Annotated in this window: 12 protein-coding genes and 1 tRNA gene; 10 read left to right on the top strand and 3 right to left on the bottom strand. The window is 63.6% G+C overall.

The features are described 5' to 3' along the window. Positions 1 to 5: 5 nt before the first annotated feature. The 3 genes from AC4D2M_RS01635 to AC4D2M_RS01625 are packed head-to-tail and all read left to right on the top strand — an operon-like array spanning position 6 to position 7,212. Positions 6 to 476, top strand: a complete 471-nt coding sequence (locus AC4D2M_RS01635; RefSeq protein WP_490889424.1) for an MGMT family protein — start codon at positions 6 to 8, stop codon at positions 474 to 476. Further along, positions 473 to 3,742, top strand: a complete 3,270-nt coding sequence (locus AC4D2M_RS01630) for an ATP-dependent helicase (RefSeq protein ID WP_490889422.1) — start codon at positions 473 to 475, stop codon at positions 3,740 to 3,742. The genes AC4D2M_RS01635 and AC4D2M_RS01630 overlap by 4 nt, the downstream gene beginning before the upstream one ends. Next, complete coding sequence (locus tag AC4D2M_RS01625) at positions 3,739 to 7,212, top strand: ATP-dependent helicase (RefSeq protein WP_490889420.1); 3,474 nt, start codon at positions 3,739 to 3,741, stop codon at positions 7,210 to 7,212. Before AC4D2M_RS01630 ends, AC4D2M_RS01625 begins: the two co-directional genes overlap by 4 nt. On the opposite strand, the gene AC4D2M_RS01620 is transcribed toward AC4D2M_RS01625, so the two are convergent. Next, positions 7,209 to 8,366: a macrolide 2'-phosphotransferase gene (locus AC4D2M_RS01620; RefSeq protein ID WP_490889419.1), complete on the bottom strand. Its 1,158-nt coding sequence runs from the start codon at positions 8,364 to 8,366 to the stop codon at positions 7,209 to 7,211. The two genes, AC4D2M_RS01625 and AC4D2M_RS01620, sit on opposite strands and share 4 nt — an antisense overlap. A 131-nt stretch (positions 8,367 to 8,497) precedes the next feature. Between AC4D2M_RS01620 and nudC the strand changes: the two genes are divergently transcribed. Genes nudC through AC4D2M_RS01605 form a run of 3 tightly spaced genes read left to right on the top strand, consistent with a single transcriptional unit; the run spans position 8,498 to position 12,156 of the window. Further along, a complete protein-coding gene (nudC, locus tag AC4D2M_RS01615; RefSeq protein ID WP_490889417.1) occupies positions 8,498 to 9,475 on the top strand; it encodes an NAD(+) diphosphatase in 978 nt (325 codons plus the stop codon). After that, a complete protein-coding gene (locus AC4D2M_RS01610) occupies positions 9,475 to 11,580 on the top strand; it encodes an ATP-dependent DNA helicase UvrD2 (RefSeq protein ID WP_490889415.1) in 2,106 nt (701 codons plus the stop codon). Before nudC ends, AC4D2M_RS01610 begins: the two co-directional genes overlap by 1 nt. Before the next feature lie 48 nt (positions 11,581 to 11,628). After that, positions 11,629 to 12,156: a M48 metallopeptidase family protein gene (locus tag AC4D2M_RS01605; RefSeq protein WP_490889413.1), complete on the top strand. Its 528-nt coding sequence runs from the start codon at positions 11,629 to 11,631 to the stop codon at positions 12,154 to 12,156. Positions 12,157 to 12,176: 20 nt separating this feature from the next. Here AC4D2M_RS01605 and AC4D2M_RS01600 read toward each other — a convergent pair whose 3' ends face one another. After that, positions 12,177 to 13,601 (bottom strand): zinc-dependent metalloprotease, encoded by a 1,425-nt coding sequence (locus AC4D2M_RS01600; RefSeq protein WP_490889412.1) that lies wholly within the window; start codon positions 13,599 to 13,601, stop codon positions 12,177 to 12,179. Between the two features lie 347 nt (positions 13,602 to 13,948). Here AC4D2M_RS01600 and AC4D2M_RS01595 point away from each other — a divergent pair, with 347 nt between their 5' ends. From AC4D2M_RS01595 to AC4D2M_RS01580, 4 genes are all read left to right on the top strand, one after another. Beyond that, positions 13,949 to 15,004: a YlbL family protein gene (locus AC4D2M_RS01595; protein ID WP_490889410.1), complete on the top strand. Its 1,056-nt coding sequence runs from the start codon at positions 13,949 to 13,951 to the stop codon at positions 15,002 to 15,004. Between the two features lie 172 nt (positions 15,005 to 15,176). Next, entirely contained in the window at positions 15,177 to 18,197 is a 3,021-nt protein-coding gene (locus AC4D2M_RS01590) for a UPF0182 family membrane protein (RefSeq protein WP_490889408.1), read from the top strand. 57 nt (positions 18,198 to 18,254) lie between these two features. Further along, a tRNA-Met gene (locus AC4D2M_RS01585) sits at positions 18,255 to 18,328 on the top strand. Positions 18,329 to 18,426: 98 nt separating this feature from the next. Further along, positions 18,427 to 18,951, top strand: a complete 525-nt coding sequence (locus tag AC4D2M_RS01580; RefSeq protein ID WP_490889406.1) for a DUF6328 family protein — start codon at positions 18,427 to 18,429, stop codon at positions 18,949 to 18,951. On the opposite strand, the gene AC4D2M_RS01575 is transcribed toward AC4D2M_RS01580, so the two are convergent. Beyond that, on the bottom strand, positions 18,911 to 20,308 hold the full coding sequence (locus AC4D2M_RS01575; protein ID WP_490889405.1) for a cryptochrome/photolyase family protein: 1,398 nt from the start codon (positions 20,306 to 20,308) through the stop codon (positions 18,911 to 18,913). The genes AC4D2M_RS01580 and AC4D2M_RS01575 overlap by 41 nt on opposite strands. Positions 20,309 to 20,414: the final 106 nt, after the last annotated feature.

Genomic DNA, 20,414 nt, shown 5'->3' with positions numbered 1-20,414 from the left:
GGTGGGTGCGCGACAGGGTTCTGGATTACGAAGAGGCGGTCCTGGACATCGTAAGCCTGATACCTGCAGGGAAAGTGCTCACATACGGCGACATAGCGGAGATCCTTGAGAAGGGCGGGCCGCGACAGGTGGGAGCGATCATGTCGCGGGGAAGTGATGATGTGCCGTGGTGGCGCGTACTTCGCGCCGATGGGAGGCCGCCGCAGGGACTGGCAGCTGCCGCCGTCGAACACTATCGCAAGGAATCGACGGCGCTGCGGGCGCCCGCCCGCAACCGGCGGGCAGGTGTGCACGCGGAGCAGCGGGTTGATCTTGCGAGGTCCCGCTGGACGCCAACGCCCGCAGAGCAGGAGGCTTTGCAACGTATCCGCGCGCGTGTGGAGAGGGTCGTTCCTGGCACTATTCCCGGCGGCATTCCCGGTGAAGCGGGCGGTTTATCGAAATTGTCGGAGCCGGATGATGGAGTGAAAGCATGAGCAGTTCCTCTCGCGTCAATCCCGCTTCCCTGCTTCCGGCCAGTCTACGGTTGCCCTCCAACGCAGCGGCGGTCGCACCGGGCCCGGTCCTCAGCAGGGACCAACAGGACGTGCTTTCCCTGGGCGTGGGCGCGGGTCCGGTGCTCGTTCTTGGGGGACCGGGAACCGGTAAAACAGAACTCCTCATTGAAACTGCGGTCAGCCGGATCCGAAACGGGGAGGTGGAGCCGGACCGCATTCTCATCATGGCGCCTACGCGGCTTGCGGCAGCCCGTCTGCGCGATGAGGTGACAACCCGGCTGGACCGCAGTCTCAGCGCACCGCCTGCCCGCACCTGGTCGTCCTACGCTTTTGACCTCATCCGGCGAGCGCGCGTGGCAGGGCTGCTGCCCGAGGTGACGCGTTCCCCGCGGCTCCTGTCGGGTGCAGAACAGGACCTGATCATCAAGGAGCTTCTTGAGGGTCACCGCAGGATTGGCCTTCTGGAGTCCAGTTGGCCGGAGGAGTTGAGGCTGGCGCTCGGAACCAGGGGTTTCCGTCAGGAGGTAAGGGAGCTCTTCGACCGGGTCAGCGAATACAGCCTGCATGCGGAAGAACTGTCTGATTTCGGACGCAGGTTCGATCGACCCGATTGGGTGGCCGCGGCTGCGCTGTATAGCGAGTACCGGGATGTTCTGGATCTCAGGATGCCCGAAGCCTTCGATCCCGCCGGAATCCTCACCGCCGCCCGCGGCATCCTCGAAAACAATCCCGAATTCTGTGCTGAGGAACGCGACAAGTACGCGCTGATCCTGATCGACGATTATCAGGAATCGAACACCGCCATGCATGCACTCTGCGGTGTCCTCGCGGAGGGCAGGGACACCCTGATCACAGCCTGCCCTGACACCGCAGTGCAAGGTTTTCGCGGTGCCCGCCCGGAGCTGGCTGCGCACCTGCCGGAGATCCTCGGTGATGTATGCACTGTTCAGCTGACCACCTCCCACCGTCTGACGGGGAAGCTTCCCTCGGGGTGGGAGTCCATCGCCTCAAGGACTCCTGTGAGCGGGACGCCGTTAGGTTACCGCAGGTTGCTCGTTCCAAATCTCCCTGACTCCCCGCCGAGCGGCGTTCTGTCCGTTCATGTGGTTGACTCCGGCTACCACGAGCAGCGCTACATAGCCCAGCGAATACTTGAAGCCCACGTGGAACAGGGCCGGAACTTCGATGAAATCGCCGTCATCACCAGAACCGGCGGGCATGTGACGGAACTCCAGCGCTATCTGGCAGGCCAGGACATACCGGTCAGTGTTCCGCCTGCGGAGCGCGCAATCCGTGACGAACCCGCGGTGCGGCCGTTGCTGGACATACTCGCCGTCGTGACCGGCGTCGAGGAACTCGACGCCGAGCTGGCTGTTTCAATAATGACGTCGCGAGTAGGCGGCGTGGGACCCCTCGAGATCCGCCGTATGCGCCAACTCCTCAGGCAGGAGGAACGCGCGGGCGGCGGGGCGAGGGATTCCGATCAGCTGATCGTCGATCTGCTCGGCGAGGCTGTGATCGATGACCCTCGCCCCCAGCTCCGCCCCGCTCGTCGCCTGCACGCGATGCTGAGCGCCGGCCGTGAGGCATTGCAGGACGAGGCAAGTACGCCCGAGACAGTGCTGTGGTCCGTATGGGCCGCTTCGGGGCTCTCTTCCCGATGGGAAGAAGCGGCCCTGAGGCAGGGATCCTCGTCTGCGCGCGCGGACCGCGACCTGGACGCCGTAGTCGCGCTGTTTCAGACCGCCGAACGTTACGTCGATCAGATGCCCGGTGCTCCAACAACCGGGTTTCTCGAGTATCTGCTGAGCCAGGAACTCCCGATGGACACCCTCGCAGCACGCGCCCAGAAGGGTGCCGCGGTTGCCATCATGACGCCGGCCGCAGCAGCCGGGCGCCAGTGGCCGGTGGTGATCGTGGCAGGAGTGCAGGAGGGAGTCTGGCCCAACCTGCGCATCAGGGGGGAACTGCTGGGATCCGGGGACCTCGTAGCGCTGCTCGAGCATGGCAGGGACTTCCGCCGCCATCGCGATCCGCTCTCCCTCATGCAACTCACCCGCGCAGATGAGCTGCGAAGCTTTTCTACGGCGGTGAGCAGGGCCTCCGAGGAGCTGGTCTGTGTGGCGGTCTCGTCGGAGGACCAGCAGCCTTCATCCTTCCTCGATATCCTCGACCCGCTGCCGCAGGGCATTTACGAACGTCCACGCACAGAGGTGAAACGGCCACTCACCCTTCGCGCACTTGTTGCTGAACTTCGAAAGTACGCCCAGCAGCCCGATCGAAGTCCGGATATGGCGTATGAAGCCGTCCAGCATCTCGGCACGATGGTGCTGCACCAGCCGCGGGTCCCTGGCGCCGATCCTGCCCAATGGTGGGGGTTGGCGGGGCTTTCCTCCACTGAACCGGTGGTGCCCGGGGACGCTGTTATTCCCGTTTCACCCTCGAAGGTGGAGGCAGTGCTTGCCTCACCGCTGAACTGGTTCGTCTCCGCGGCGGGAGGGGAACGGCCCACCGATTTCGCACGGTCACTAGGAACGCTCGTCCACTCGATTGCACAGGACATCCCCGACGCCACCGGGAACCAATACGTCGCGGAACTGATCCGCCGCTGGCCGACGCTCGGGATGAAGGACACCTGGGAATCCAAAGCGGACCTTCGAAGGGCCGAAGAGATGGTGAGAAAATTGGGGGCCTACCTAGCGGAAATGAGGAAAGCCGAGCGTTCCCTGGCCAGCACCGAGGTGAGCTTCAGCGTGGATCTTCCCGTCACGGTCGACGGCATCGAGAGACAGGCTCGTCTTCGCGGCCAGGTCGACCGTCTTGAAATCACCCATGATGGTTGCCTTTTCATAGTGGATCTCAAGACCGGGAAGTCTTCCCCACCGGACCCCGAGGTGCCCACCCATCCACAACTTGCCGCGTACCAGGTGTCTGCGGTTGCCGGGGGCTTTGTCGAGGCAGACGTCGCCGGGGCAGACGCCGAATCCCGCCAGATGCTGCCGGTCGGCGGTGCTGCTCTCGTGCATCTCGGTACCAGCGCAAAATCTCCCAAGGTGCAGGATCAGCCGGCGCTCGGACAGGAAGATACCTGGGCCCACGAGATGATCGAGCAGGCAGCAGGCCTGATGTCCGCTGCCGAATTCGAAGCCGTTCACGATCCAAAACGGTCGTCATACGGCGGAGTCGGTTGCCGACTCCCGGAAATCTGCCCGCTGTGCGTTGAAGGAAGACAGGTGACCGAATGAGCATCGAGACGGCACACGGGCAGGCCCAGACAGATCCGGCGCCGCAGCTCTCGGCAGAGGCGTTGGCACGGTTGCTTGCCGGTGGCGGTGACGCGGAAGCCCTATACCCTACCGGGGAGCAGACCCGCATCATAGAAGCGCCGCTGCAGCCGCTATTGGTTATTGCGGGCGCAGGCTCAGGCAAGACCAAGACCATGGCCGACCGCGTAGTGTGGCTGGTCGCCAACGGACTGGTCCGTCCCGAACAGATACTCGGCGTCACCTTCACGCGGAAGGCGGCCGGCGAGCTGGCTGCCCGCATCCGACAGCAGCTCCTGGCGCTGTACCGTGCCCAGGGCAAGAGCGCCCACGACTCCGCCGAGGACCGGCTGGAACCCACCATCTCCACGTACCATTCCTATGCCAACGGCATAGTCCAGGACTACGGATTGCGTATCGGAGTGGAGCGCGACGCCGTCATGCTGGGCACGGCGCAGTCATGGCAGCTGGCCGCCAGGATCGTGGAGTCCTATCAGGGGCCATGGGAGCACCTGTCGGCAGCAAAAACAACACTGACGAACGCGGTACTCACCATGGCCTCCGAATGCGCAGAGCACCTCGTTGATCCGGCCGCGGTGAGGTCCACGTTGCTGGAACAGATCGACGCGATGTGCGCACGTCCCCACCAGCTGGGAAAGCCGAAGGCGGCTACGCAGCGCACGAAGGATCTCCTGGACAAGCTGCGGACCCGTGTCACCGTCACCGAACTGGTGGAGCGCTACACAGCCGCAAAGCATCAGTCCGGACAACTGGATTACGGTGACCTCGTATCCCTGGCCGCCCGTATTGTCAGCGAGGTGCCGCAGGCAGTCGACGTCGAACGACAGAAGTACTCGGTCGTTCTCCTCGACGAGTTCCAGGACACCTCGCACGCGCAGATGGTGCTCTTCTCCCGACTGTTCGGCGACGGCAGATCAGTAACGGCGGTGGGGGATCCGCATCAGTCCATCTATGGCTTCCGCGGTGCCTCCGCCGGTCAGCTCGGGACTTTCAGATCACGTTTCCCGGTCCACGCCGGTGCTGCTCTGGAGCCTGCACCGATGGTGAATCTCTCGGTGGCGTGGCGGAACTCCACGAGCATTCTTGAGGCAGCAAACGCTGTGGCTGATTCCCTCAATGTCCCGCCGCCATGGCTGGGACCACAACATCAGCTGAAGGTTCCCGCTCTGCTTCCTCGACCGAAGGCACCCGTGGGGGAGGTGTACCTCGCCCGTTATTTCGCCGAGAGCGCCGCTCACCCTATGGACCTCTCGGCGCCGGATAACCCGCACGCCAATGAGGCAGCCGCGTTGACGCGTCTCATCGAGGCGCAACGGCGCCGATTCTTTGACGTGGACGGCGACGGCCAGCCCCTCCGCCCCACCATTGCCGTCCTCTGCCGTGGACGGCGGCAGTTCGAACCTCTGCGTCGGGAGCTCCAATCGGCAGGCATACCGGTGCAGATCATCGGACTGGGAGGTTTGCTGCGCACACCGGAGATCATCGAGATTCTCTCCGTACTGCGGGTTCTCGGGGATCCGGAACGGTCCGACGCCATGCTGCGCCTCCTGGCCGGAGCGCGCTGGCGCCTGGGCAGCGCGGACCTCATGGCCCTCGGTGACTGGGCGCGCCAGCTGGCCTATGATCGCCATGTCCGGATGAGTCAACTCCGTGCGTACGCGCAAGAGCCTTCGACGAACACCGCACAACCTGCTGATGCATCGGAAGCACCGAATCCTGACCAGGAGCAGCAGCTCACGCCCATGGAGGATGCGGAACCGGCGAGCCTCGTTGACGCCGTGGACCATCTCCCGCCGGTGGGGTGGGTCTCGGGCAGCGGCCGGGGCCTGTCGGACACAGCGAGGGAGCGGCTCGTGCTGCTGCGGGACGAACTGCGCGGGCTCCGCCAGTCAGTAGGTGATGATCTGCATACCCTGATCGGCGAGATTGAGCAGACTCTCCTTCTGGACATCGAGCTTGCGGCGAAGCCGGGTGTGAGCGTCCACGAAGCAAGACGAAATCTTGACGCCTTCGCGGACGCAGTCAGCAGTTTCGTCTCAACCTCCGACCGCATCGACCTGCCCGCTTTTCTGGCCTGGCTCGAAGCCGCTGATGCTGAGGAGGACGGCCTCCCCGTGACTGCTCTGGAGACAAGCAGGGAAGCGGTCCAATTGCTGACCGTGCACGCAGCCAAAGGTCTGGAATGGGATGTGGTGCTGGTACCGGGCATGAATGAGGGCTCATTCCCTAGTGGGACGGGCTCGCGTTGGAGTTCGGGGGATTCCTCAGTGCCCTGGCCGCTGCGCGGCGACGCGGCAGAACTGCCGCAGTGGGACTGGGACCAGCCCGACCAGAGGTCCTGGCTCGAAAGCGAGAAACTGTTCGCTGAAGACGCGCTTACTCATACCGAACGTGAAGAACGGCGGCTTGCCTATGTTGCCCTGACCCGCGCTCGCCATGTCCTCGTCTGCACGTCGTCAGCGTGGGGAGGGGGGCGGTCCAAACCGACCGCTCCCTCCCGCTATCTGGAGCAGCTGCGGGAACTCGCGGCAGCAGGCGAACGCGGATATCGGGAACTCGCGTGGATCGAGGACGGCGCCGTAGGGGATGATAATCCCGCCCGTGCCCAAAGCGACAGGGCGGTCTGGCCCATTGACCCGCTGCGTCAGCGCCGCGATCCCATGGAAAGAGCAGCAGCGGCTGTCCTGGGAGCGGCGGATGAACGTCGGCATGCCAACGCGGAACCGGGCACCAGGGACTCAGGCCCGTCCGGGCGCTGGAGCGATGAGGTCCGAACGGCGCTCGCGAGGCAGCAGCACAGGTTCAGACCCGCACCGGTCGAACTTCCCACCCACATCTCCGCTTCCCTGATGGTCGAACTCTCTGAGGACAGCGCGGGCGTGGCAAGGCGGCTACGACGGCCTGTGCCACGCCGTCCGGGTTCCGCTGCCCGGCGTGGTACTGCCTTCCATGCCTGGATCGAGGAGTTTTACGGCACTACCGGGATGCTGGACCTGGGGGAGTTCCCCGGGGCCGCCGACTCTTTTGTGGACGACGGGCTGAAGCTTGAGCAGCTCACAGATACTTTCAGGAAGTCCACGTGGGCTGGGCGTGTTCCTCATGGCATTGAGGTGCCCGTGGAAACCCGCGTGGAGTCGCTTGTTGTCCGCGGCCGGATCGATGCCGTCTTCAAGGATGACGACGGCGCGTGGGATCTCATTGACTGGAAGACCGGTAGGCCCCCCGCACCGGGAGGACGGGAAGCGAAATCAGTCCAGCTGGCCGTTTACCGCCTGGCGTGGTCACGCCTGCTTGACATCCCCCTGGAGTCGGTGCGGGCGGCGTTCTATTACGTCGGCGAGGACTTGTTGGTGCGGCCACACGACCTGGCAGATGACAGTGCGCTGGAAGGCATCATCCGGCGGGCGACCGCAGGTCGGGCTGGAGGTTAGGGGCGCGGTACAACGGGCAGGGCGGAGGTTTCGAGATCCTCCGGGCCCTGAGGCGCACTGGTGGCTGTTCCGCCGGCTTCGTCCTCAGCACCGCCAGCGTTCGGACGAACTGGCGCGCTACCAGTACTGACTCCGCCAACATGGCCGTCGTGAGCGTTGTCCGGCTCGTCTTCAGTCCTTTCGGTGACTCCATGGTGTCCGGCGGCTAGCTCGTCGGCGGCTTCGGCTGCCAGTGCTGCCTCCTCGGCAGCGAGGTCAGCGGAAAGAGTCCGCATCATCTCTTCGGCCTCTGCGATCATGTTGGCATCGTCAAGGGCAAGTCCGCGCACCAACCACTGCGCCAGGGCGAACTCCGCGGCAAGGGCAGCCCGCCGCAACAGATGGTCGTCAGCGGCATCTGACCGGGCACTGACATAAGCCTCGTGCACCTCGTCGGCGAAGTGCGTGTCCTGCGTCGCTGCAAGCCAGGCGAAGTCGTCTGCGGGGTCTCCCACCGACAGGTCGGTCCAGCCCGTCACAGCACAGACCCGCCCCGCCGCAAGGAGTAGATTGTCTTCGTGGATGTCGCCGTGAACCACGGTGGGGTTGAATTGCCAGAGCGAGACATCTTCCAGCGCATGCTCCCATCTGCGCAGCAGGTCAGACGGGATCCGGCCGGTGATGGCAGCCTGATCCAGCTCATTGAGCCGCCGCTGCCGTACCTCGTTGGCTTCATAAGCTGGCAGGTCGGCTTCGCTGACGAGTGTTCTGGGCAACTCATGGAGGGCGGCAATTGCCTTGCCGATCTCACGTGCCAGTTCAGGGCCGCCGGCCGCAAGTTCTTCAAGGGACCGAGTGGATCCTTCGATGTGGGAATACACGAATGTGCGCAGGTCCCCGAGGCGCACGGTGCCAGCAACATGCGGAACAAGGAACGGAAGCTCTGCCCGTACACCCGGGGTGAAAGCGCGCAGCACCTGAAGTTCCGTTTCAAGTCGCATACTGGCCTCAGCGTGCCGCGGCGCACGGACGCGCCACTGCTTGCCGGAGCTGTCGATCAATAGAGCCGACTCGAAGTCAGCCGGGTCGTCGGGGGTACTGGAGACGCCCGTCGGGGCGAGACCCGGCACGGCCGCGCTGGCAAGGGCCGCAAGTTCCATCGGTGAGCGTTTCACACATCCACCGTAAGCGCGCGAGGTCACCGGCTCGAATGTCCTGTGCGGCGAGTCGCTGCTCGCCCTCACTAATCCTCCAGAAATCCCCATTCGAATGTCCTTTTGGGGGTGCGGGACCGTACCGTAGAAATATGACCCAAGCCGTCGGCATGCAAGCAGCCGGAATCGCCAGCCTCCCCCCACTCGGATCCCTGCCGTTGGCACGCGGCTCCGCTGATCGCGGCTCGGTATTCCGCATCGCTCCGGATCTGTTTGACCGGCTGTGGGCGCAACCGGAAACCCGCATCCTTCATCTCGCTGAACAGCGTTCTCCTGTCCAGGGCAACCGACTGGTGCTGAGCCCAGTCGGGGAGGTGGAACGTCCGGAAAACCCCATCTATCTCGGCAGCACCGTGGAAACCACGGCAGATATGCCTGCCGGAACACATATCGTACTGGTGGAACATGAGGGCGTGCAGCCCGGTATCGCGCCTGAAGAATCGTGGCTGGGTCTACGCGATGCAGCCGCCGGTCTGCCGGCGCAGGACTCGGGGCTTTTCGTGGAGGCTACGGCAATCTCGAACTGGCACGCCACCCACAACCACTGCCCGCGGTGCGGACATCGCACGGAACCCATTGACGGTGGCTGGGTTCGGCGGTGCCCGGCTGATGAGAGCTTGCATTACCCCCGGACCGATCCTGCGATCATCGTGACCGTGACGGACGAGGAAGACCGGTTGCTCCTTGGTTCGTCCGCTACCTGGGCGGAAAACCGGTTCTCCACGCTTGCAGGTTTCGTTGAACCCGGCGAATCGCTGGAAGCAGCGGTGGTGCGAGAGGTGGAAGAGGAGTCCGGCATCGTAGTTCACTCGCCCACGTATCTCGGATCGCAGCCCTGGCCTTTCCCGGCCTCACTCATGCTTGGCTTTACTGCGAAAGCCTCCCACGCTGTGCCCGTTCCGGACGGCGTCGAGATCCGGGACGTGCGTTGGTTCACCAGGGAGGAACTGTTCGTCGGCCTGAAGGAGGAACGGTTGTCGGTGGCGTCCGGTGCGTCCATCGCCCGTTCGCTCATTGAACATTGGTACGGCGGCCCCCTCGATGAAGAGCCGTCCTCCGGGAGACCGTAGTGGAGCCTTCGGTCGAAGAACGGATTCTCGCCGGCCTGGATAACGAACAGCGGGCTGTTGCATCCCAATTGAGCGGCCCTCTCTGCGTTCTTGCAGGAGCCGGAACCGGAAAGACGCGCGCTATTACGCACCGGATCGCCTACGGCGTGCACACCGGCGTCTACAAGCCCCAGCAGGTCCTTGCGGTGACCTTCACCGCGAGGGCCGCCGCGGAGATGCGCACACGGCTTCGTGACCTCGGAGCGCAGGGGGTGCAGGCGCGCACCTTCCACGCAGCCGCACTCCGGCAACTGCAATACTTCTGGCCACAGGCCGTCGGGGGAACGCTGCCGGCTCTCGTTGACCACAAGGCGCAGCTCCTCGCAGAAGCGTCGCGGCGGCTGCGGCTGAGCACTGATCGCGCCACAATCCGCGATCTCGCCGCCGAGGTCGAATGGGCGAAGGTATCCATGTTGACACCGGACAGCTACGTTGAGGCCGCCAGCGGCCGGGTGGAACCGGCGGGCATGGACGCCACAACGGTGGCCCGTCTGTTCAGCGCCTACGAAGATCTCAAAGTGGATCGCAACGTCATTGATTTCGAGGACGTACTGCTGATCACCGTGGGCATCCTGCAGGAAGACCCCAAGGTAGCAGCGACTGTCCGTGCACAGTACCGACACTTCGTCGTGGACGAATACCAGGACGTATCGCCGCTTCAGCAGCAGCTTCTGGATCTCTGGCTGGGCGAGCGCGAAGAGCTCTGTGTCGTCGGTGACGCCAGCCAGACCATCTACTCTTTCACTGGCGCCACCAGCGCCCACCTCCTGAACTTCACCAGCAGATACCGGCAGGCGCAGGTCATCAAGCTCGTCCGTGACTACCGCTCCACACCGCAGGTTGTTAACCTCGCGAATTCGCTGCTCGCTGCCCGCACGGCCGAGGCAGAGCGGCGCGGTGGAGTCGGCACGTGGGCCACACCGCTACAGCTCATAGCGCAGAGACCTCCGGGCCCGGCACCGACCTTCACTGAATGCAGCGATGACGAAGCTGAGTCCGCTGACGTTGCCCGGCGGATCTCAGCACTGCTCAATGACGGTGTGCCGGCGAGCGAGATTGCTATCCTCTACCGAACCAACGGGCAGTCTGAGGCTTACGAGCAAGCCCTGGCGGCCGCGGGAATCGGGTACCAGCTTCGCGGCGCCGAGCGGTTCTTTGCCAGACGCGAAGTGCGTGAGAGTCTGCTGCAGCTTCGAGCCGCGGCCCGCGCAGCAACGGACGACGACGTCCCGCAGCTGGTGCGTGATGTCCTTGCGTCCCTCGGTTATACCCGTGAGGCCCCGCAAAGCTCAGGTGCCGTCCGGGAGAAGTGGGAGTCCCTCGCCGCGCTGGTGTCGCTGGCTGACGAGCTTCACGAGGCGCGTTCGGCGCAGGGGTTCACACTCCAGGACTTCGTTGCCGAGCTGGAGGAGAGGGCGGCCGCACAGCATGCGCCCACTGTCCAGGGGATCACGCTGGCGTCACTTCATTCGGCGAAAGGCCTGGAGTGGGACGCAGTATTCCTCGTGGGACTCAGCGAGGGCCTGATGCCCATCTCGTTCGCCGATACTCCGGATGCCGTGGATGAGGAGCGCCGCCTCCTCTACGTCGGCATCACCCGGGCCCGTAAGCATCTGGCTCTTTCCTGGTCCACTTCGCGCACCCCCGGCGGCCGGGCATCGCGCAAGCCGTCCAGATTCCTCGACGGCCTTCGCCCGGACTCCGGGGGCACGCGTTCTTTCCGCCAACCCAGCGTCCGGCGCGAGCGCAAGGTCTCGGCTCCTGCACACTGCCGCATGTGCGGAAAGGTCCTGGGATCGGGTGCTGAACGCAAGATCGGACGCTGCCAGGAATGCCCAGCCAATTACAGTGAGGAAACGTTTGAAGCGCTGCGGAACTGGCGCCTCAAGGCCGCGCGGGAGACAGACGTTCCCGCCTTCGTCGTCTTCACGGACGCCACCCTGGTCGCCATTGCAGAAGCGCGGCCAGACTCACTGGAGAAGCTGGCACAGCTCGCCGGTGTGGGCCCCGCCAAACTGGACCGCTACGGAGAGTCGGTACTGAATGTCCTCGCGCAGAGTAACTGACAGCGGCCGCGGAGTGGTTCGCAGCGTCCGAAGTGAAGGAAAAGCTGCATGACGCCGGGCAGTGCACCTTACCCGGTGGAAGTGCGCCGGTCCGCCCGCCGTCGACGGACGGTCAGCGTGGACCTGCGCGACGGCGTCGCGGTCGTCTCGATACCTGCTTCCTTCACTGCCCGGCAGGAAAAGCAATGGGTGGAACGAATGACCGCGAAGCTTAGCGCAACGGCCGTCCGTCCCGCCCATTCCGAAGCCGGGCTGAGCGAGCGTGCGGCGGAGCTCTCCTCGCAATTTCTGGGGGGCAGGGGAGTTCCCGCGAGCATCCGCTGGGTCACCAATCAGAACTCGCGCTGGGGGTCCGCGACGCCCGCTTCCCGGGCTATCCGGCTGTCCCACAAACTACAGGGGATGCCGGACTGGGTCATCGACTACGTGATTCTGCACGAGATGGCGCATCTGATCGAGCCCTCACATAACAGAACGTTCTGGGCTCTATTGACGAGTTACCCGCATACCGAAACCGCCAAAGCGTTCCTGCTCGGCGCGGCATACGCTGCAGACCACAGCCTGAACGGGCGCTAAAAGCGAAGCGCCACCACGGATCAACGTGGGTTGTCGTCCTCCCCGCTGGAATCAGCCGCGCCGTCGTCCGGGTCAGACTCGTCAGCTGATGCCGATGCGTCATCGGCATCGGGCTCGAATCCGCCGGCGAGTAGCTTCTCGAGGGCGGCGTCAACATCGGCGCCATCCGATTCAGCCAGCTGACGCCTCTTGCTGAAGCCGGCCGGATCATCGAGGTCCTCCGGCGTAGGAAGCAGATCCGGGTGCTGCCAGATTGCGTCCCGCCCAGCGATTCCCCGCTCCTGGCGCAGGAGTTCCCACAAGGCTGCCGCATCGCGCAAGCGCCGTGGACGCAACTCCAGACCCACAAGGGAAGCGAAGGCATTCTCCGCCGGTCCGCCCGTAGCGCGGCGGCGGCGGACCATCTCGCGCAGGGCGACCGACGATTCGAGGTTCGCGGTAGCTGCAGCGGTCAGTTCATCGACCCAGCCTTCCACGAGCGCCAGCGTGGTCTCCAGGCGGGCGAGCGCGGCATCCTGCGCTGGCGTACGTTCAGGCATGAAGACGCCCTCTGAGAGCGCGCTCTGGAGCGATTCGGGGTTGGACGGGTCGATGTCCCGTGCGACTTCCTCGATCTTGGACATGTCGATGTGGATGCCGCGCGCATAACTCTCGATCGCCCCGAGGAGGTGCCCCGTCAGCCAGGGCACCTGAGTGAAGAGCCGTACGTGGGCCGCCTCGCGGACGGCGAGGAACAGCCTAACGTCGTACTCGGAGACATCCAGCCCTTGCCCGAATGCCGCAACGTTGGCAGGGAGGAGCGCCATGCTGTTCTCCGCCAGCGGTATACCGATGTCTGTCGAACTGATGACGTCCCGCGAGAGAGCACCAACAGCCTGGCCCAGTTGCATCCCGAACATCGCGCCGCCCATGTTCTGCAGCATGGACGTAGCGCCGCCCATCATGGTCTTCATTTCTTCCGGCATCTGCTCCGTGATGGCATTGGAGAGCGCGAGCGCAATGCTGGTAGCTACCGGTTCAGTGAGTCGTTTCCAGGTGGCCATGGTCGCCTCGACCCACTCAGCACGGGACCATGCTTTGCCCAGCAGCGCCGTGGCGGGGAAGTCGGTGACGGGGCCGAGCCACATTTCCGCGAGCCGCAGGGCGTCGTCGACCTCGCGCTGGTCGGTGCTGCTCACAGAAGGATCGCCGCCTGTAGCAGCGGCCCGCCGCGCCTGATCCTGCGCCAGAGTCCAGTTCACCGGGCCTTCGGACTGAGCCGAAAACATGGCCTGCACCTGCTGCATTATCATCGCCATGGCTTGCGGATCGTTCGGGAGTCCGGCCGCCTTTGCGATGTCCTGCGGATTCATCCCCTGCATATTGCCGCCCATCAGGCGCTCGAGCATCTCGGAAAGAGGATCCTTGGGAGTGTCGTCGTCGTTGTTCGACGGATTGGAACTCATCGATACCACCGGTCCTTGGTCGAATCCTGCTCGAAATATGTTGCGCCGCGGGAGCGGTCCCTGCGGTCGCGCGAATGACGCCCCAGTTAGCGTGCAGCTATGGTCCGTCGCGATCTCTCAAACGTTACCTTCAGCCTCTGCACTTGTCCTGCACACCGCGAGGGAGTTCGCTCTAGGCAAAGCACATGCGAGCAGCCACCGCCTCGGCTACATGATTGGCTTGTACGCTTGAGATGTGATGCCCTTGCATCCGCTTCGCACCGGGGCACAGGGCGCCCCTAACCTGAAGGTGACACCTCTTGACCCAGCCGCTTTCCCGGGAAACAGACCGGCCACAGCATGATGCCGTGAAACGGGACCCCCGCTTCACGGTGATGTCGGTTTCGGGTCTACTCGCACTGGGGCTTGGAGCCGCGGCCGTGCTCCTGCCCTCTCCCTACGTTGTCGAATCGCCCGGTCCCACCTTCAACACTATCGGCGAGATCAACGAGGAACCGCTGATCACCGTTGAAGGCGCAGAGACTTTCCCGACGGGCGGCGCGCTGGACCTGACCACCGTATTCGTCGCGGGCGGGCCGGGGCAACAGGTCAGCATCTTTGATGCCTTCCGCGCCTGGGCGGATCCCGCCCAGGCCGTCACGCCCCGTGAACTGGTCTACCCGCCGGAAGTCTCGGAGTCTGACATCGAACAGCAGAACGCTGAAGCGATGACGTCCTCTCAGGAGTCGGCAGTTGCAGCAGCGCTCTCCCACCTGGAGATTCCCTACGAGGAGACGCTCTCGGTTGTGGGCTTCGCGCCCGGGTCGGCAGCCGAAGGCATCCTTCAGGAAGGAGACCTTCTCACCCGGATCGAGGGCGAGGAGATCGAGTCGTTGCAACCGCTTAAGGATGCATTGAATGCGGCGGGCGGAGAGAGCGTCGACATCACCGTCACCCGGGACGGCGAGACCGTCATGGAATCGGTGGAGCCGCGCAGGGGTGACTCCGGCGACTACCAGCTTGGAGTGTTCCTGATGTCCGAATTTGAATTCCCTTTTGAGGTCCAGATCGCGCTCAACAATGTAGGCGGCCCATCAGCCGGCATGATGTTCGCGCTCGGAATCGTGGACAAACTGACCGACGGGCAACTGACCGGCGGGAAGCACTTCGCCGGAACCGGGACCATCGACTCTTCCGGCGCCGTCGGACCGATCGGAGGCATCCGGCAGAAATTGGTTGGCGCCCGGGATTCAGGCGCAGAGGTTTTCCTGGCGCCGGCGGCAAATTGTGGCGAAGTGATCGGCCACATTCCGGATGGGCTGCGGGTGATCCGCGTCGAAAGGCTTGAGGACGCTGTCGCAGCCGTCGGCACACTTGGAGAAGCGAACGACAACGGCGCAAAGCTCCCTTCCTGCGAGGACTGACTATCGGTGCCCGACCTTATTTGGACACGATTGGGAAACGATTCATGGGTGCTCCCGCTCGGGCGGAACTCAATTGTGTGGCCCAGACGTGCACAAGGCAGAATGAACAGCAGTGGATCCACGCGCTCATGCGCGTGTCCAGCACACCAGTACCCCCGAGGATGAGGTAATAGTGACATCCGGACCAGACCGGCCATTTGGTAGCAGCCCTAGCCGACCGTACTCCTCCCCAACCCGGCGGCGAGGACCGCTGGTTCCCACCCTGGTTGTTCTCGGACTACTCGTCATAGGTTTCGTTTACTTCTCGCAAATTTACGCCGATGTGCTCTGGTACAACCAGCTTGGGTTCCTTGAGGTGTTTGTCACCGAGAATCTCTCACGGATCGGCCTCTTCGTGGCTGCGTTCCTGATCATGGGTGCCAGCGTTTATCTGAGCCTGCGCATCGCCTATCGTTCCCGGCCCATCTACGCGCCGGACAGCAGCGTGCAGGACAACCTGAACCGTTATCAGGCTCAGCTTGAGCCAATCCGCCGGCTGCTCATGATCGGAATTCCGATTGTGCTCGGCGCTTTCGCCGGAACGGCCGCGTCATCGCAGTGGGAACGAATGCTCCTGTTCTTCAACTCGGTGCCGTTCGGCGAGACGGATCCGGAGTTTGGCCTGGATATCGCGTTCTACGTCTTCACCCTGCCGTTCCTGAACTTTCTGCTCGGGTTCCTGGTCAGCGTCGTCGTCATCAGCGGCATCGCGGGCGTACTTACCCACTACCTATACGGCGGCATACGGCTCGAGGAGAAGGGGCTGTTCACCAGCAAAGCTGCCCGCACCCACATCGCGGTCCTCGCCGCGCTCTTCCTGATCCTGCAGGGAGTGAACTATTGGCTGGACCGGTACGCCACAGTCACCAGTAGCAGCGGCAAGTGGGCAGGCGCCCTCTACACGGATGTGAACGCGGTCATACCGACCAAGGCAATCCTGGCGGCTGCCGCAATCATCGTTGCGATCCTTTTCATTGTCTCTGCGGTGGCAGGACGCTGGCGACTTCCGGTGATCGGCACGGCGATGCTCGTCATTACTGCCATCCTCGCCGGCGGTGTCTACCCGTGGGTGATCCAGCGCTTCCAGGTTGTCCCTTCGGAATTCAGCCGTGAAGAGCCTTTCATCGAGCGCAATGTCGAGCTGACGCGCGCGGCTTATGGGCTCGATGAAGTGAAGGTCAATGACTACAACGCGGAGGAAGTCCCACAGGAGGGTGCCCTCAATGAGGACGGCGAAACCACAGCCAACATCCGGCTGCTGGATCCAAACCTCATCAGTGACGCGTTCAGCCAGCTTCAGCAGTTCCGTCAGTACTACCAGTTCCCGGAGATCCTGAACGTCGACCGCTATGAGATCGACGGTGAGATCGAGGACACTGTGATCGCTGTCCGCGAGCTCAATACGGCCGGTGTGCCCGACGGCTGGATCAATGAACACGTGTACTACACCCACGGCTACGGCGTGGTGGCTGCAGCCGGATCAACGGTTGAACCGGACGGGCGCCCGGAATTTATTCAGTACGGTATCCCATCGACCGGTCTGCTCGGCGATGAAAGCACCTTCGAGCCACGCATCTACTTCGGCGAGGAATCTCCGGTGTACTCGATTGTTGGTGCTCCCGAAGGTGTCACGCCCCTAGAGATCGACCGGCCGCAGACCGAGGAATCAGACCAGGAGGCCCGGAGCACTTTTCAGGGCGAGGGCGGTCCGATGGTGGGAAATTTGTTCAACCGACTCGTTTACGCACTGAAGTTCCAGTCCACTGACCTTCTGCTTTCCGACCAGGTCAACAGCGAATCGCAGATCCTCTACGACCGTGATCCGGTTGACCGGGTGGAGAAGGTGGCGCCGTACCTCACGCTCGACAGCAACACCTACCCCGCGATCGTGGACGGACGCGTCAAGTGGATCATAGACGGCTACACGACCACGGCCGACTACCCGTACTCCACCCAGCAGGAACTCCAGTCGGCCACGGTCGACTCGCTCACCGCTACAGGGGTCTCGACCGCCTTGCCGGCAGAGCAGGTCAACTACATTCGTAATGCTGTAAAAGCAACGGTGGACGCCTATGACGGCTCTGTGGATCTCTATGCCTGGGACGATCAGGATCCGATCCTGCAGGCCTGGCAGAATGTCTACCCGACATCTCTGCAGCCATACAGCGAGATGTCCGCGGACCTCATGGCGCACGTTCGGTATCCGGAGGATCTCTTCAAGGTCCAGCGCGAGCTGCTCGCCCGTTACCACGTGACTGAAACCCAGCCCTTCTACAGCAACAACGAAGCCTGGGCGGTTCCTGTCGACCCAACTCTCGAAGAGGGCGAGCAGGAGGTCAAGCAGCCTCCGTTCTACCTCTCGCTGCAGATGCCGGACCAGGAATCAGCGAGCTTCTCGCTTACCACACCGTTCATCCCCTTCGTTCCTGAGGGACAGGAGCCGCGCAACATTCTCTACGGGTTCCTCGCAGCGGACGGCGACGCTGGTACCGGTGAGGACGGGGTCAAGGCGGAAACCTACGGAACCCTGCGACTGCTTGACTCGTCCGGACAGGACTCTGCCGTTGGCCCCGGCCAGGCGGCGAACCTCTTCAATTCGGACACCGAGGTTTCGCAGGAGCTGAACCTTCTGCGCCAGGGAGCCTCCGAAGTGATCAGCGGTAACCTCCTCACACTGCCCATAGGTGGCGGAATCGCCTATGTGCAGCCGGTGTATGTACAGTCTTCGGGCGATTCCTCCTTCCCGGTCCTGCGGCGCGTGCTGGTGAGCTTCGGGGAGCAGGTCGGCTTTGCGCCGACCCTGGACGAAGCACTCGATCAGGTGTTCCAGGGCGACTCGGGCGCGGTCACCGGAGACAGCGAGAATGTCGGCGAGACGACAGACGATCTGCCTGCTCCGCTGGTGGGCTCGGCGGATGACCCGCTGGAGGAGGAGCCCACCGAGGAGCCCACTACGCCGGCGGAGCCCGGCTCGGGGGACCCAGCGGCAGATCTCCGAGCTGCACTGGAAGATGCCAATGCGGCCATTCAGGAAGGTCAGGAGGCACTCGCTGACGGTGACTTCGCAGCATACGGGGAAGCCCAGGGGAGGCTTGACCAGGCGCTGCAGCGCGCACTTGACGCCGAGTCCCGCTTGTCCGGCGCCACCGAATAAGGCACTCCGGTCCCGATTTGGGATCCGGCCCCGCGGCGGGTAGGGTAGTAATCACGCCGCGGGGTGGAGCAGTTCGGTAGCTCGCTGGGCTCATAACCCAGAGGTCGCAAGTTCAAATCTTGCCCCCGCAACTAGACGGCAAAGGTCCTGGAAGCCCAGCTTCCAGGACCTTTGTTATTGTCCGGACCATTTCGCCCCTCGCACACCGCGGCTCACCTAAACTATGTCCATGATCGATCAGGGCATGGTGGGGGGCGATAGGGAACGCGGGGAGACTGCTCTGCAGCGTGTGGACCGTAACTGGCTCGAACTGCTGCAGGAACTCCGGGTCCTTCAGACCGGAATCCAGATCCTCACCGGGTTCCTGCTCACCTTGCCGTTCCAGTCGCGCTTCGCCGAATTGGATTCCTTTCAGGTCGGCACCTATCTGGTACTGGTGGTGCTGTCCGCACTAATCACGTCGTTGTTACTGGGCACCGTGATTATGCACCGGACGTTCTTCCGGTTGCGTATCAAGAAGTCGCTGGTCACGAACGCACACCGGATTCTGTGGATCACCATGGTGTTGGTGGCGATGGTGCTCATTGGGGTGACAGGTCTGATCTTCGACATCGTGCTGAATCGCACGGCGGGGACCATCACTGCGGCAAGTCTGGCGACGGTTATCCTCGCGCTGTGGGTGGTTATGCCGCAGGTGCTCAAGCGGCGGTCAATCAGGGCAGCTCACCGCGGCGAAGTTCCTGATACGCGGTGAGTGCCTGATCGCGCGACGCTTTCAGGTCCAGCAGCGGTTGCGGGTATCCTGCGGGTGCGTCCTTCCATGGTTCATGGATGTTGGTCACGGAGCGCAACTCCGGTATCCACCTACGGAGGTAACCCCCGTCGGCGTCGAACTTCTTGCTCTGTGTGACCGGGTTGAAGATGCGGAAGTAGGGGGCGGCGTCGGCCCCTGAACCGGCCACCCACTGCCAGTTCGCGGCGTTGTTCGCCGGGTCTGCGTCCACCAGGGTGTCCCAGAACCACTGCTCGCCCACCCTCCAGTCCACCATCATGTTTTTCACGAGGAAGGAACCGACGGCCATGCGCACTCGATTGTGCATCCATCCGGAGTGCCAGAGCTGACGCATGCCCGCGTCGATCAGGGGAAATCCCGTGCGACCGTAACGCCACGCGTCCAGCTCCTGCGGGTCCGGCTGCTGCCACGGGAAGGCGTTGAACTCCGTGCGGTAGTTCTCCGTAGCGAGCTGCGGTTGGTGATACAGCAGCTGCCAACAAAATTCGCGCCACCCGAGTTCCTGGGTGAAGACGGTGAGATCCTTGGCCGGCGCATCCGTCGGATTGATCTGAGCGGAATGCCACACCTGGAAGGGGCTGACCTCGCCGAACCGCAGATGGGGCGAAAGGCGGCTGGTTCCCTCAACGTTCGGTAGTTGGCGGGACTGCGCGTAACCGTCAACGGTTACCGACAGGAAGCGCTCGAGCAGCGCCTGTGCTTCCTGCTCGCCAGGTTCCCAGGTCGCTCGAAGGCCGCCTGCCCAGTCGGGTGCAACGGGACGCAACTGCCACGCGTCAAGGTCTTCCGAAGTGATCCCTGGCCCGCTCAGCACCGGCGGCGCATCCAGGGGTCTGCGTGGAGCGGGCCGACTCTGGCATGCGCGCCAGAAGGGGCTGAACACCCTGTATGGCGAGCCGCTGCCTGTAGTCACTTCCCACGGTTCGAACAGCAGGTTCGCCTGGAAGCTGTGTACCTGGAAGCCGTCCTTCCCCAATGATTCCTTGAGCGCAGCGTCGATGTTTCGCTCGGCCAGGGCGTATCGACGGTTCCAGAAGACAGCGTCGGCCCCGGACTCTTCAACAAGGCGGGGGAGAGCATCCGCCGCACGGCCAGACCGCAGCACCAGCGGGATGCCTCGCTGGTCGAGGGCGGCGGCGAGGGAGGACAGTGAATGGTGAAGCCACCAGCGCGAGGCGCTGCCCAGCGGCCGTATTCCCTCGCTCACCTCGTCCAGCACATAACAAACAACGACGCCGCCGCGCTCGGCTGCGGCGTGCAGGGCAGGGTTATCTGCGATCCGCAGATCGTCACGAAGCCACACTACGGTCAGTGCCATACGGCCCAATCTACCGCCGGTCCCTGATCATAAGGGGTGGACCGGTGGCTGCAGTGCCTGTCATCGGCGGACTGCTCCCCGGTTAACCCAGACGACGGCGGCCCCG

The organism is Arthrobacter sp. TJ-270, assembly GCF_058269075.1.
Note: the sequence above shows the minus strand (reverse complement) of the source record. Positions and strands in the feature narration are given on the sequence as shown.

Excerpts from the sequence above, each read along its gene's own strand:
- AC4D2M_RS01625 (WP_490889420.1), top strand. The coding sequence starts at position 3,739 with ATGAGCATCGAGACGGCACACGGGCAGGCCCAGACAGATCCGGCGCCG.
- AC4D2M_RS01605 (WP_490889413.1), top strand. The coding sequence starts at position 11,629 with ATGACGCCGGGCAGTGCACCTTACCCGGTGGAAGTGCGCCGGTCCGCC.
- AC4D2M_RS01600 (WP_490889412.1), bottom strand. The coding sequence starts at position 13,601 with ATGAGTTCCAATCCGTCGAACAACGACGACGACACTCCCAAGGATCCT.
- AC4D2M_RS01630 (WP_490889422.1), top strand. The coding sequence starts at position 473 with ATGAGCAGTTCCTCTCGCGTCAATCCCGCTTCCCTGCTTCCGGCCAGT.
- AC4D2M_RS01580 (WP_490889406.1), top strand. The coding sequence starts at position 18,427 with ATGATCGATCAGGGCATGGTGGGGGGCGATAGGGAACGCGGGGAGACT.
- nudC (WP_490889417.1), top strand. The coding sequence starts at position 8,498 with ATGACCCAAGCCGTCGGCATGCAAGCAGCCGGAATCGCCAGCCTCCCC.
- AC4D2M_RS01575 (WP_490889405.1), bottom strand. The coding sequence starts at position 20,308 with ATGGCACTGACCGTAGTGTGGCTTCGTGACGATCTGCGGATCGCAGAT.